Origin of the sequence: Pseudomonas paeninsulae (assembly GCF_035621475.1) — a bacterium.
In the GTDB taxonomy this organism is placed as follows: Bacteria; Pseudomonadota; Gammaproteobacteria; order Pseudomonadales; family Pseudomonadaceae; genus Aquipseudomonas; species Aquipseudomonas paeninsulae.
Map to the genome: position 1 here is coordinate 3,208,467 of NZ_CP141799.1, position 13,591 is coordinate 3,222,057.

The 13,591-nt window shown below is 59.9% G+C and carries 12 protein-coding genes and 2 pseudogenes; 4 read left to right on the plus strand and 10 right to left on the minus strand.

The window, feature by feature from the left end:
- Window positions 1-20 precede the first annotated feature (20 nt).
- From VCJ09_RS14665 to VCJ09_RS14675, 3 genes are all read right to left on the minus strand, one after another.
- The gene (locus VCJ09_RS14665; RefSeq protein WP_324730893.1) at window positions 21-1,646 is read right to left on the minus strand and encodes a methyl-accepting chemotaxis protein; all 1,626 of its coding nucleotides are present in this window, start codon (window positions 1,644-1,646) and stop codon (window positions 21-23) included.
- A 189-nt stretch (window positions 1,647-1,835) separates the two neighbouring features.
- Complete coding sequence (locus tag VCJ09_RS14670; RefSeq protein ID WP_324730894.1) at window positions 1,836-2,300, minus strand: DUF3859 domain-containing protein; 465 nt, start codon at window positions 2,298-2,300, stop codon at window positions 1,836-1,838.
- A 65-nt stretch (window positions 2,301-2,365) separates the two neighbouring features.
- A complete protein-coding gene (locus tag VCJ09_RS14675; RefSeq protein ID WP_324730895.1) occupies window positions 2,366-3,388 on the minus strand; it encodes an amidohydrolase family protein in 1,023 nt (340 codons plus the stop codon).
- Between the two features lie 224 nt (window positions 3,389-3,612).
- Here VCJ09_RS14675 and VCJ09_RS14680 point away from each other — a divergent pair.
- Window positions 3,613-4,491, plus strand: a pseudogene (locus VCJ09_RS14680) (pirin family protein).
- A gap of 53 nt (window positions 4,492-4,544) precedes the next feature.
- Here VCJ09_RS14680 and VCJ09_RS14685 read toward each other — a convergent pair.
- The 5 genes from VCJ09_RS14685 to VCJ09_RS14705 form a co-directional block, all read right to left on the minus strand.
- Window positions 4,545-5,330, minus strand: coding sequence for a dienelactone hydrolase family protein (locus VCJ09_RS14685; RefSeq protein WP_324730896.1), 786 nt, complete (start codon window positions 5,328-5,330; stop codon window positions 4,545-4,547).
- Window positions 5,331-5,433: 103 nt separating this feature from the next.
- Window positions 5,434-7,338, minus strand: a complete 1,905-nt coding sequence (gene htpG / locus VCJ09_RS14690) for a molecular chaperone HtpG (protein WP_324730897.1) — start codon at window positions 7,336-7,338, stop codon at window positions 5,434-5,436.
- Window positions 7,339-7,434: 96 nt separating this feature from the next.
- Window positions 7,435-8,691, minus strand: a complete 1,257-nt coding sequence (locus VCJ09_RS14695; protein WP_324730898.1) for an MFS transporter — start codon at window positions 8,689-8,691, stop codon at window positions 7,435-7,437.
- A gap of 50 nt (window positions 8,692-8,741) precedes the next feature.
- Window positions 8,742-9,188, minus strand: a complete 447-nt coding sequence (locus tag VCJ09_RS14700; protein WP_324730899.1) for a PaaI family thioesterase — start codon at window positions 9,186-9,188, stop codon at window positions 8,742-8,744.
- Entirely contained in the window at window positions 9,185-9,661 is a 477-nt protein-coding gene (locus VCJ09_RS14705) for a PaaI family thioesterase (protein WP_324730900.1), read from the minus strand. The genes VCJ09_RS14700 and VCJ09_RS14705 overlap by 4 nt, the downstream gene beginning before the upstream one ends.
- A 309-nt stretch (window positions 9,662-9,970) precedes the next feature.
- On the opposite strand from VCJ09_RS14705, the gene VCJ09_RS14710 reads away from it, so the two are divergent.
- Window positions 9,971-10,162 carry a hypothetical protein gene (locus tag VCJ09_RS14710; protein ID WP_324730901.1) on the plus strand — a complete coding sequence of 64 codons (192 nt, stop codon included), beginning with the start codon at window positions 9,971-9,973 and terminating at the stop codon, window positions 10,160-10,162.
- A gap of 111 nt (window positions 10,163-10,273) precedes the next feature.
- Here VCJ09_RS14710 and VCJ09_RS14715 read toward each other — a convergent pair whose 3' ends face one another.
- Together VCJ09_RS14715 and VCJ09_RS14720 are read right to left on the minus strand one after the other, a co-directional pair.
- Window positions 10,274-10,663 (minus strand): MAPEG family protein, encoded by a 390-nt coding sequence (locus tag VCJ09_RS14715; RefSeq protein ID WP_324730902.1) that lies wholly within the window; start codon window positions 10,661-10,663, stop codon window positions 10,274-10,276.
- The gene (locus VCJ09_RS14720; RefSeq protein WP_324730903.1) at window positions 10,660-11,397 is read right to left on the minus strand and encodes a DUF599 domain-containing protein; all 738 of its coding nucleotides are present in this window, start codon (window positions 11,395-11,397) and stop codon (window positions 10,660-10,662) included. Before VCJ09_RS14720 ends, VCJ09_RS14715 begins: the two co-directional genes overlap by 4 nt.
- 1,072 nt (window positions 11,398-12,469) lie before the next feature.
- Between VCJ09_RS14720 and VCJ09_RS24840 the strand changes: the two are divergent.
- Window positions 12,470-12,676: pseudogene (locus VCJ09_RS24840) on the plus strand (HAMP domain-containing protein); the annotation flags it as partial.
- Window positions 12,677-12,817: 141 nt separating this feature from the next.
- Window positions 12,818-13,546, plus strand: a complete 729-nt coding sequence (locus VCJ09_RS24845; RefSeq protein ID WP_407693047.1) for a methyl-accepting chemotaxis protein — start codon at window positions 12,818-12,820, stop codon at window positions 13,544-13,546.
- Window positions 13,547-13,591: the final 45 nt, after the last annotated feature.

Here is a 13,591-nt window from a genome sequence, read left to right on the forward strand (position 1 = left end):
GAGTGTTCAAGCGTCGGAGCTTAGACGGAGAAGCGCGCCACCAGCGTATTCAGGTCCACCGCCAGTCGCGACAACTCCTGACTGGAAGCGCTGGTCTGGTTGGCCCCGGCCGAGGTCTGTATAGACAGATCACGAATGTTCACCAGATTGCGATCCACTTCACGGGCGACCTGGGCCTGCTCTTCGGAGGCGCTGGCAATTACCAGGTTGCGCTCGCTGATCTGGCCGATGGCTACAGCGATCTCATCCAGCGCCTTACCGGCCGCACGGGCCACCTCCAGGGTGTCACGCGCACGCCCATTACTGCTCTGCATGGCCGCGACTGCCTTGTCCGTACCTTGCTGAATGCCGCTGACCATCTGCTCGATTTCCTGGGTCGACTGCTGGGTACGATGAGCCAACGCCCGCACCTCGTCCGCCACCACGGCGAAACCCCGCCCGGCATCGCCGGCCCGCGCCGCCTCGATCGCGGCATTCAACGCCAGCAGGTTGGTCTGTTCGGCAATCGAACGAATCACATCCAGCACCTTGCTGATATCGCGCACCTTGCCCGCCAGATGCTCGACGTCGCCGGCGGTGGTGGTCACCTCTTGGGCCAGTTGGCCAATGGCATCGACAGTCTTGATCACCTGCTCCCGGCCGTGACGGGCGATCAGATCGGATTCGCGCGAGGCTTCGGAGGTGGTCACCGCGTTGCGCGCGACCTCATCCACCGCGGCAGTCATCTCATTCACCGCCGTGGCGGCTTGTTCGATCTCATTGCTTTGCTGGTGCAGGCCACGGGTGGCGTCTTCGGTCACGGTGCTGAGCTCCTCCGAGGCGGAAGCCAATTGGTTTGAAGAATCGGAGATGCCTTGAATGGTCGTGCGCAGGCTCTGTTGCATGTTCTTCAGCGCGGTGAGCAAACGCGCCGGCTCGTCCTGACCCTCGACCTGAATATTCTGGGTCAGGTTGCCGGCGGCTATCACTTCGGCCACTTTCACGGCTTCGTTCAAGGGTGTGACGATACTGCGGGTGAACAGCAGCGCCAGCGCGATGGTCGCCAGCGCCGCTAACGCTATGGCAACTATGACCCCATTGCGCGCCGTCTCGAATGCCTGATGAGTGTGCAAGGTAGCAATCTTGGCGCCCTTACCATTGAATGCAACCAACTCATCCAAGGCGCTGACCATCTCATCCCCTTGTGCTTGCATGGCGCCTGAGACCAAGACCTGGGCTTCAGCCAATTCATTACGCCGGTTCAGTTCTATGACCTTATCCTGCTCCCTCAGATATAGATCTTTAGCCCGCACAAAAGTACCAGTGAGCGACTTTTCTTCGGGACTGTCGGCGGTGAGCTCGAAGGTAGACACTGCCTTGCTAAGTTCGCCGCGCAATTCTTCCGCCCGCTTATAGTCCTTCTCGTTCAGCGCGGTCTCACGCTGCAACAGCAGACGTACCGACACGGTGCGCAAGCGCAGAAAGTTCTGACTGACCTGATTCAACGCCACAATACTGGGCAACCAGTTTTCATCGACCTCGGCAGACTGCTTGCGCATTTCCGACATCTGCAGCAAGGCGAAGCCGCCCAGAATAAACACCAGCAAAGCAACCACAGCAAAACTAAGCGCCGCCCGGGGGGCGATATTCAGGTTACGCAGCGTCATCTTGAAGCTCCCTAAAAGGCTCCCGTTGTGGGCCGAAACGGCCAACAGCCAGGCGCCCAAGCACTGTTGTGAGTGCAACACTGAACTGCACTCTAGCTGCAGTATCAGCACTTAGCTGCTTCTTGCTGAGGGGTGCTCAAAAAAAATCCCAAGCCATTGACTGGCTTGGGATTTTCATCGGTAAAAACCTCAGCGTACGTCGAAACGCTGCTCCACCAGCTTACGGTCCCCTTGAAACACCATCAGTCGCCACTCCCCCGGCACCACTTCATAGGCCTCGGTGAACTCGAAGGCCATAACTTCCTGAGCCACTCCCGACGTCAGTTTCTGCATCACCTCAAACTTGTCATGCCGAAGTCCATCGGGGGTGATCACGCCAGGGGTGAGGTAGAGCAATGTCAGAGGAGTGTCGCCCGCGCGCTTGCCCAGCAAGTTGTAGCGCAGGCCAAACTTGCTGCCGAGTTTGGCCGGGATCACCGCAGTGCGCTCGATCTGCTGGTTGCTGCGGGTCAGCACCCGTTCGCCCGGTTTGAAGTCCTCGTATTGGCTGGCGAAGATGCCGTATTCCACCGGCCCCTCGACCCGTACCTCGGCCTGTACCAGACCGGTCATCAGCAAGAGTGCGGCCAGCGCACTGAAACGGGCGTATTGCATGTCGCGCTCCTTGTTTGGGATGGCGCGAGCCTATGACACCCTTGTGACAGGCGAATGACAAGCTGCTACTCGTCATTCGCCTCCCCTGCCTTACGCGGCAGTATGGCGAGGAAGTTGTCCTGCGCGACCTTGTGCGCCACCTCAGCGGGCAACGCATCGAGGAACGGTTCGAACCCCTGCATGAGTTCGCCCACGCTGTCGAAACGGCCGACCACGTCGGAGCCGAGCATGAACCGTTCTGGATAGCGCCTGACCAGTTTCAGCCAGTCCGGGTCGGGCGCGCCCTGCTCATCCAGCAGATAGGGGCGGAGCATGCTCCAGGACAGATCGATATACAGGTTCGGGTAGGCTTCGAGCATGCGCTCGAGGGTCGGCAAGAGGAAATCCAGCTTGTCCTGATGCCGATGTAGTTCCAGGCTGGTGCCGGCATGTGCCCAGATAAAGCGCACATGCGGATGATTGCGCAGCGGCGCCTCCATTTCCGCCAAGTACAACGGGTTGCGCTCACGCTTGGAGGTGATGTTGGAATGCAGCATCACCGGCAAATCGTACTCGGCGGCCAGGTGAAAGACCCGCGCCAGCGCCTCGTTGTCGGCCTGCGGCGCATCGCCTTGGATCAGCGCAGTCAGATCGTCGTGCCGGGTGAATACCTCACCGATCCCCTGCCATAAGCCCGGATCCATTTCGAGCGTGCGCCGAATATGCGCATCGGCGTTCTTGTCGTTGGGGTTGAAGCCGGACAGGAAGGGGTGAAAGCGCCTGCGCTGCTCGGCCGGCACCTGCTTGTAGGCATGCGCGATCAATGCATCAGTGCCGCTATACCAATAGGCATGGGCATCGTCTCCGGCGTAGTAGCGCGGGCGCTTGGGTTCATTCTCGTCCCATTTCTTCGCCACCGGGATACCCGACAGCATCACATGCTCGACGTTGGCCTCGGCCATGCGCTTGAGCAGTTTGTCCATACCGGCGCTTTCCTGGAAAAAGTCGACGTAATGCAAATGGGCATCGCTGTAGCGATAATCGCGGGAATGCGCACTGCTCGCGGCCAGTGCGAGGAACAGAATCAAGCTCGAACGTAGAAGATGCAAAGCGGTGTCCTCCTGACAGCATGGGCTGGGTAGACCCAGCAGATGCCCGGCAAGTTCAGCGAGCCCACTGGCGCGGGCAACGACATCAGGGTGAAGAGTCCGGGCCTATCGTTGTTCGGTCAACGATAACGGCCACACCAGTGTTACGCGCTGCTGGCACTGGTGTGCAACTGCTGCGATGGCCTAGGCTGGCTGCTTAACCATATTCCCTCCCCGGAGTCGCCATGAGCGCTAACCGCAACGCAACCGGCCTGCTGCTGATCCAGCCGCGCCAGGAGGATGTCGGCGGCCAGCCGATCCTGCGCCCACTGCCATCGGCCAAATGCCGCAGCGTCGGCCCCTGCGTATTCTTCGACCATATCCTTGAGCAGGACTATCCGCCCGGCCGGGGCCTGAACATCGAGCAGCACCCGCATATCGGCCTGTCCACCCTCACTTACCTGTTCGAGGGCCAACTGCAGCACAAGGACAGCCTCGGCTCGGATCAACTGCTCAAGCCTGGCGAAGTCAGCTGGATGACCGCCGGCCGCGCGGTGGCGCATATCGAGCGCACGCCGGCCACGTTACAAAAAAGCGGCTCGCGCCTGCATGGCCTGCAAATCTGGTTGGCGCTGCCCGCAGCTGACGAGTAAGGCGAACCCAGCTACAGCCATCACCCGGCCAGCAATTTGCCGCGCAGCGAAGCCATGGGTGTGCAAATTTGCCTGATCGCCGGCACTGGTTTCTGCCTGGAGTCGCCCGTGCCGGTAAGCTCGCCAACGTTGTACGCCGAGCTAAAATTGGCCGCCGGGGCCAGCCTGGTTATTCCCGCCGACCATCCGGAACGGGCCCTGTACCTGATCGATGGTGAAGCGTTGTTGGACGATCAAGCGCTGCCGCGGCGTGGCCTGGCGATATTGCCCGAGGGCGAAGCTTTCACCCTCAGCGCCTGCGGCGAGAGCCACCTGGTGCTGATCGGCGGCCAATCCCTGGGACCGCGGCGGATCAACTGGAACTTCGTCGCCAGCGACCCGGCGCTTATCGAGCAAGCCCGTGAGCGCTGGAAAAACAACGACTGGCCCAAGGTGCCGGGAGAAACCTCGCGCATCGAACTGCCGCGCTAACCGTGGCGAAGGCGCCAGCGTCCTTTACCTTGGCGCCGTCGTTAGCGCGCCTGTCACTGCGCCGCGAACACCTCGTCGAACAGCTGGTTCATGGCCTTGTAGGCCCGTGCCGCCACCTGTGGATGGTACTCGTTGCGCCCCGGCACATTGGCCTGCGGGTTGGTGAAGGAATGCACCGCACCGCCATAGCTGATCAGTTGCCAATCGGTGCTCGCCGCTTTCATCTCGGCGATGAAGCCCTCGACTTGCTTCGGCGGTACCGATGGATCGTCGGCACCGTGCAGCACCAGCACCGGCGCCTTGATGTTCTGCGCATCGAGCGGATTCGGCGTATCCAGGTTGCCATGGAAGGACACGAAGCCTTGCAGATCGGCGCCCGAGCGGGCCAGTTCGAGCACCGCGCCGCCGCCGAAGCAGAAGCCGATGGCGCCCAGCTTGCCGGCATCCAAGGCGACCTGGGCCGCTTGCGCCTTGAGCACCTCGACCGCAGCCTGGGCGCGTTTGCGCATCAAGGCCCGGTCGCCGCGTACCGCACCGGCTGCTGCTCCCGCTTCCTCGGCGTTGGCCGGGCGCACCGCCTTGCCGTACATATCGGCCATGAACAGCACGTACTTATCACCGGCAATCAGCTCGGCCTGCTTCGCCGAGTTCTCGGTCACCCCCAGCCAATCCGGCACCATCATCAAGCCAGGCCGGGGCGTCGTCACCGCATCGTCATAGATCAGCATGCCCTCGAAGGCTTCACCGTCGATCTGGTAAGGCACGGGTTTGACCACTACTGCGGCCTCGGCGAGGCCGACCAGACCAGCCAGTGCCACAGGTATAAGTGATGTGTTCATCGAGTTGCTCCTGTTCAGTGGGTCACCCTCAAACAGTAGCGTCTGCCGCCGCGCAACCAAGAAAAAAGCCCGCTAAAGCGGGCTTTTTTCATTGCTACAGGTATCAGGCCGATAGTTCGACCAGCAGTTTGTTGAGCCGCTGCACGTAGGCAGCCGGATCTTTCAGGCTATCACCGGCCGCCAGCGCGGCTTGGTCGAAGAGGATGTGGCTGAGGTCGGCGAAACGTTCTTCGTCCGGCTCGGCATCCAGCTTCTCGATCAGCGGATGGTTGGGGTTGAACTCGAAGATCGGCTTGGACTCCGGCACTTTCTGCCCACTGGCTTCGAGAATCTGGCGCATCTGCAAACCCAGGTCCTGCTCGCCGATCGCCAGGATCGCCGGCGAATCGGTCAGGCGATGCGACACACGCACCTCGGCGACCTCCTCGCCCAGCGCGGTTTTCAAGCGCTCGACCAGGCCTTCTTTAGCCTTGGCGACTTCTTCTTGAGCCTGCTTGTCCTCTTCCGAGTCCAGTTTGCCCAGGTCCAGATCGCCACGGGCGACATCGACGAAGTGCTTGCCGTCGAACTCGGTGAGGTAGCTCATCAGCCACTCATCGATGCGATCGGTGAGCAGCAGCACTTCGATGCCTTTCTTGCGGAATACTTCCAGGTGCGGACTGTTCTTCACCTGGGCGTAGGATTCGCCAGAGAGGTAGTAGACCTTGTCCTGGCCTTCCTTCATGCGGCCGATGTAGTCGGCCAGGGCCACGTTCTGCTCGCCCGCCTCGCTGCTGGTGGAGGCGAAACGCAGCAAACCGGCGATCTTCTCCTTGTTGGCGAAATCTTCCGCCGGACCTTCCTTGAGCACCTGGCCGAAGTTCTTCCAGAACGCCTGGTACTGCTCGGGATCGTTCTTCGCCTGTTTCTCCAGCATGTCCAGCACGCGCTTGGTCAGCGCCGACTTCATCGAGTCGATTACCGGATCCTTCTGCAGGATCTCGCGGGAGATGTTCAGCGACAGGTCGTTGGAGTCGACCACACCCTTGACGAAGCGCAGGTACAACGGCAGGAACTCGTCGGCCTGGTCCATGATGAACACGCGCTGTACATACAGCTTGAGGCCCTTGGAGGCATCGCGCTGATACAGGTCGAACGGCGCGCGGCCCGGCACATAGAGCAACGAGGTGTATTCCAGCTTGCCCTCGACCTTGTTGTGGCTCCAGGCCAGCGGGTTGTCGAAGTCATGGGCGACGTGCTTGTAGAACTCCTGGTACTCCTCGTCCTTGATCTCGCTGCGTGGACGGGTCCACAGCGCGCTGGCGCGGTTGACGGTTTCCCACTCAGGCTCGGCCGGTTTGTCAGCCGCTTCACCCTGGTGCTCTTTCGGCAGCTCGATCGGCAGGGCGATGTGGTCGGAGTATTTCTTGATGATGTTGCGCAGACGCCAGCCGTCGGCGAACTCGTCCTCAGCCTTCTTCAGGTGCAGGACGATACGGCTGCCACGCTCGGCCTTTTCGATGGTCGCAACCTCGAAATCACCCTCGCCCTGCGACGACCAATGCACGCCCTCGCCTGCCGTCAATCCGGCACGACGGCTGAACACATCGACTTTATCGGCGACGATAAACGCAGAATAGAAGCCCACACCGAACTGGCCGATCAGGTGAGAATCCTTCTTTTGATCACCCGAAAGGTTCTTCAGGAAGTCGGAAGTCCCCGACTTGGCGATGGTCCCAAGATGGGTAATCGCGTCCTCGCGGCTCATGCCAATGCCGTTGTCTTCGAGGGTGAGGGTATTAGCCTCTTTATCGAAGCTGACGCGAATCTTCAGCTCGCCGCCACCTTCCAGCAGTTCGGGCTTGGCCAGCGCTTCGAAACGCAGCTTATCCGCCGCATCCGAGGCATTGGAAATCAGCTCCCGAAGGAAGATTTCCTTATTCGAATACATCGAATGGATCATCAGGTGAAGCATTTGCTTCACCTCGGTCTGGAAGCCCAGGGTTTCTTTTTGAGTTTCCACACTCATGGTCGTTTAACTCCACATTGTTGACTAAGCCGAAATCCGGCGGATGTCATGCAGATGGGGGCAAGCTTTGAGATTTCAAGTAGTTGGCCAAGCCTCTCAGGGTTCCAGCAGCTCGATCGTGCTGATTTCCTCGGGGCGCAAGGTGTAGCTGGCCGCGCCCGAACCACTCAGACGCTGACGGATGACGAGGCGCCCCTGCTGATCGACCCCCTGAAACCGCCCCTGCGCCGTATTACCACGCGCAGTCGATACGCGCATGCTCAGGTTCTCGTAGCGGCTTGGACTGCGCAGCAGACCTTCCAGGCTAAAGCGCAGGCGCCGATCCAGCGGACGGCTGATACGCGCGCTGCTCGCCGTCTGCATTGGCATGGCTTGCGCCTGAAGCGCTGGCGTCAAGACTGTCCGCTCCGGTAATGGCGCAAAGCGATCGGCCTCAACCGCCCAGCCGCGGGATGTGCTCTTGTTCAGGCGCATGGGCAGACGTTGAGCCTGCCCATTGATCTGCGCCTCGACGGTCAGTTCGAAACTGTCAGCCGGCAGCGGCAGCGCCGGCAAGTCACCCAACTGCACCGAACGAGTGGCAAAGCGCCGTTGCAGATAGTCCACGATGACATAGGCCAGGGTATCGCTCGAGTCGACATGCCGGTCGACCTTGCCGTCGCGATAACGCAGACCATTGCGGAACACTTCGACCCTGCCGCTCAGGGTGGTCTTGAATTGTGCAGGCAACACCAGATGAAAATCACCGGCCAGCTTGTTCGGCGGCAGGGGTTGCAAGTCCAGATGCAGGGTGTAGCCATGACTCAGCCGACGCGCCTCGGGCAGTTCCTGCTCTGGCAGTAACCAGCTCACTTCGATTTCCGGCAGCGGGCCTTGGTCGCCTGGCAACACGTCAAGGCGCAAGGCGCCGGTCACTGGCTGCGGCAGGCGGATAACCAGTTCGCGGCTAGCAAAAAAATCCTGGCCTTCACGCAGGCTGAGTACGCTGCCGAGCAACTCGCCCTGCTGCGGCAGAAAAGGCTGGCCATGCAACTCGCCGTGCAACGCGATGGACAACTCCGCCGGGGCCTGCACCTCTGGCTTGAGCCACTGCAAGCTCAACAACGCATGCAGGCGCTGCGAATCCTGGCTGGCCAGCAAGCTCAAACCGACGATCAGCGGGATAAACCCCAGGGCGCTGAGGCCCAGAGCCTGACGCGCACTGCGCCAGTGGCGCAGCACATACAGCAGGGTGAACGGCGGCAGCAGACTCGCCCAGCCCCAGAGCAGACCGGTGCCGAAAGCGCGCATCACCAGCCAGACCAGACCGGCCAGAATCAGCAGAAAACCACCGAGGATCAGCAACGCATCCATTCACATTCCTTAACTAGATATACCGAGCGGATCGGGCCGCCATGGCAGACTCAAGGCTCGTCGACCTTGAAGTGCGCCCGCGCCGTGGCAATAGGCTCGGTTTGATTGGTTTGCCAGGCCGTAATTGCCACGTTGGCGACGCGTCGACCTTGCCGCCACACCTGGCACTGGGCATAGGTGTCACGATAATGACCGGCGCGCAGGTAATCTATCGAGAAGTCGATGATTTTCGGCAAATGTGGGATGCCCATGAACATCAACAAATGGAGCATGGCGGCATGTTCCATGAAGCCGGCGATCACCCCGCCGTGCAACGCCGGCAGGATCGGATTGCCGATATTGCCCTGATTGGCCGGTAGGTAGAAAACCATGTCTTCACCCCGCCGCGGGCATTGCATACCGAGTAATTTGGCATACGGCATCAGGCTGATCAACGAGTCGTAATCGCCACTTTCATGGGCCTGGGATAGCAACTGATTGAGCGTCAATTCACTCATGCGCCAGCCCTCCGAATATCACTTTTGGGTTGTTTATCACCCAGGACGCCCTTACCCATGCGCATGAAAGTGCCGACGACATGGGCAATCGGCTGCGTCGGGTCGTCCTGATAGGCATAACCGCGGGTGAAGATGATATTCGGCGTAACCCGGTAGCATTCGGCAAAACCGAACACGTCCTTGTTCGGCTCTGCCGGGTGCATGTAGTCGATACGCAGGTCGAGGGTTGGGCAAACCTCAAACGCAGCCAGCGCGCAAACAGTTGAAATGCCACAGGTGGTATCCATCAGGGTGGTTATCGCACCACCGTGAATCACCCCGGACTCCGGATCACCCACTATCTGCCTGCTATAGGGCAAACGCAGGGTCAAACCGAGGGGGCTGGCGTCATGCACCTGGATACCGAGCACCTGGCAATGACGCAGCGCCATCAAGAAGCGCTGCGCCTGCTCGAGAATGAGGATATTGCTCATCGATTCAGCCCACCACAACGACACCAAGGGCGCGCATGATAGCCTCTCACCGGACCATGGCATATTAGCGCAGTACTGAGAGGCAGTGAAAAGACTCCCACCCACTGCGGCCGCCTCCCGGCGTCCGCAGCTAACGATGCGCTACGAACACGTAGAGTCGGTCTTGCGACTGCCTTTCGCTATGTTCACAACCTCTAAAGTTGAATCCCTAAACGCCATTGGCAGGGAACTTAGTCGCACAGGTCATACTCGAAGAGGCTATGCCTGAGGCAACTCAGCCATCATAAATATCTACAAGGAATATTGACCGTGCAAAAACCATTTACCTATACCCTGCTGCTCGCTGCTGTCCTGGCCCTGGCCGCCTGCGAAAAAACGCCGGAAGACAAGATGGAGTCGGCCAAGGAATCCGTCTCGGAAGCGGCTGAATCCATGGGTGACGCGGCCAAAGATACTGGCGGTGCCATCAAGCAGAAAACCGAAGAAGTGATAGAAAACTAAGCAGATCACCGGCAGATATCGAAAATGATCGCGGAACACGCCATCTGAGATGCCGGTGACCCGCTCAACGACAAGGCCCGCATAACGCGGGCCTTGTCGTTTCTGCTGTATTTACAAGGCTGGAGTCAGCATCAGCAATAGGCTGCACAGCAAGCCAAGCCCCCACACCAGGCTGCGTTGCCAGTGCATATCCGCCCAATAGAACAGCAGATACAGCACCCGCGAGACCACGAAAGTCAGCGCGAGCACATCCACCAGTACGCCATGGGTCTGGGTGACATGCGCCATCAGCACGCCCACGGCAAACAGCGGGAAGGCCTCGAAGCTGTTCAGGTGTGCAGCCAACGCCCGCGCCCCGAAACCAGTCAGCCGGGCTTGCTGGCTACGCGGCTGATGATTGTCATACACCCCGCTCTCCTGCTGCATGGCCCTGGCCACTGGCGCCTTGGCCAGAAAGATCAACAGCGCACTGATAAAAACGCACCAGAATGGCAGGCTCATTCGCTTTTCTCCTTGGCGGGTTCGAACGTCGGGGTCTGGGTATAGACCATTACTTCCAACACATCGGAATGAAACTCCCGACGGTACAGCACCAGTACCACACCCGCGCTGAGCAACATGAATAACCAGGGATTGATAAACCAGGCCAGAACCGCCATGCCGAAGTAATAGGCGCGCAAGCCCTGGTTAAATTGATTGGCCGCCATCGAAATCACCCGCGCAGTACGCTCGGCAAACGCCTTGCGCTCCTGCGCGGTGACATCTCGCTCGCCGATCATCGGTGCCGAACCGATCAGAACCGCGGCAAAGTTGTATTGGCGCATGCACCAACTGAAGGTGAAGAAGGCATAGATAAACACCACGCCCAGACACAACAGCTTGATCTCAGACATTTCCCGGCTGGCAGCCTGAATAAACGGCAGGTCGGCGAGCAGTGACACGGCGCGATCAGATGCCCCGAGCACAGTGAGGATACCGGCCAGGATGAGCAAAGTGCTGGAGGCGAAGAAGGAGGCATTGCGCTCCAGATTGCCAATCACGCTGGCATCGGCAATGCGGTTCTCGCGCAGCAACATGCGGCGCATCCAGTCCTCCCGATACAGATGCAGAACGCTGGCAAGGCAGGGCGTGGTTCGACCCTTGAACAAGGCGTAACGGGTGTAGCCGCCCCAGCACAACAGAAACCAAGAAATAGCGACTAGCTGTTGCCACACATAATTGTCGATAGCGTCCATGAATCCTCCCTATGCAGGGCAGGATTATAACCAGCAAGTTTCGAATTGACTGCCTTCACCGCTTAACTTGCATAACAGAAATTGGGCACGAAACAGCTTCATAGCACACGCGCAGCCGTTTAAAGCACCACGTCAACCACGCCTCTTTATCGTGCTTATTTCAACGTCACCTGCCACTCCAGAATAGGCACCGGAAACTGTGCGTATTCGCCGTAGCTAGCGCTATTCAGTGGCTTGCAAAATGGGTATATCTGGTCAAAGCTGTGACAGGCTGCTTAGCATATATGTGCGCAGCGCACCAGACACAAACACCCATCATCCGTTAGACCGGCATTAGCCAACGAGCGCGACGCAATTGCCACTCTGACAGGAAGTCCCCCAGCAGCTAAGGAGAGCCGTTATGTCCGTGCAACGTCTGTTTTCCCTTATTTTCACCACTATCATCTTCTGCACCATCCTGCTCGCGGTGCTGGTAGTGCTGATGATCGTCAACCAGAGCCACCTGACCGAGAGCCAGGAAAATCGCTATCAGTCCTACCTGCTGGCGGACGAACTGCGGCAGAGCTCCGATGACCTCACCCGCCTGGCCCGTACCTATGCGGTAACCGGCGAGGCACACTATGAACAGCAGTATTGGCAGGTACTGGATATACGTAATGGCAAGCTGCCCCGCCCGCAGCAACCCGAACGCCTGTACTGGGATTTCATCGCCGCCGGTCAACCGGCACCCAGGGCCAATGGCGAAGCGCAACCGCTGCTGGAGTTGATGCGCCGCCAAGGCTTCAGCGCGGCCGAACTGACCAAGCAGGCCGAAGCCCAGGGCAATTCGGACACCCTGGTGCTGATCGAAACCGAGGCGATGAATGCGGTGAAAGGCCGCTTTGCCGACGGCCAGGGTGGCTTCACCCGCCAGGGACAACCCAATCTGGTCCTCGCCAGTCAGTTGATGCACGACACCAAGTACCACCAGGAAAAAGCCAAGATCATGCACCCGGTGGATGCGTTCTATGCGCTGCTGGATAAACGCACCGGCGATGCCGTGCTGCACTACAGCCAGATCGGTGAGCGCTACATGGCGGCCGTGACGGCGGTAGTGCTGCTGTTGGTGGTGATCTCCGTGCTGGGCATTTTTGCCATCCGGCGCAAGGTGACCGGCGCCCTACTGCGCCTCAGTGATGAGGCGCGCAAGGTCGCCGACGGCGAACTGGGCACCCACCTCGGCGCGCAGAGTGGCGGTGAGTTTGGTGTGCTGTCGCACTCCTTCAGCCAGATGGTCGGCAAGCTGCGCGAAATCGTCAGCAACGTGGTGCACTCCAGCACCCAGCTGAGCGTTTCCGCCTCGCAATTGACCAGCACCACCACCTCCACTCAGCACAACCTCAAGCAGCAGGAACTGCACACCACCGAGGTTGCCGCGGCGATGACTGAAATGGCCGCCACCGTCCAGGAGGTCGCCCGCCACTCGAGTCAAACCGCCGAGGCTGCCCAACGCGCCGATCTCGCGGCGAACAGCGGTCAGCAGCTAGTCGGGCAGATGATCGGCTCCATCAACGCCCTGTCCAAGGACATCGGCGAAGCCGCCGGCGTGGTGCAAAACCTGGCGCAGGACACCGCCAATATCGGCAGCATACTCGACGTGATTCGTGGCATTGCCGACCAGACCAACCTGCTGGCGCTGAATGCCGCCATCGAGGCGGCCCGCGCCGGCGAACAGGGCCGCGGCTTTGCCGTGGTCGCCGACGAAGTGCGTTCGCTGGCCAAACGCACCCAGGACTCCACCATGGAGATCCAGGGCATGATCGAGCGCCTGCAGGCAGGTGCACAGAGAGCCGCCGGGGTCATGAGCCAGAGCCGCAGCCAAGCCGAAACCGGGGCCAGCCAGGCCGCTGAAGCAGGTCATGCACTGCAGACTATTACCGACGCCAATCGCGAGATCAGCGAGATGGCTATCCAGATCGCCAGCGCGGCCGAACAACAGGCGACCGTGGCCCATGACATCAGCCAGCGCATCGAGATGATTCGCGACCTGGCCAGTAATAACGCCGAGGGCTCCAACGAGGTCACCGAGGCCAGCCAGAGCCTGGCCGTATTGGCCGAACGCCTGCATGCCCAGGTGCGTCACTTCAACCTAGGCAATGGCACTGCTTAACAGGCTTCGCCGCTAGAGAAACCCGTTTGCAGTTGAAACCAGCAG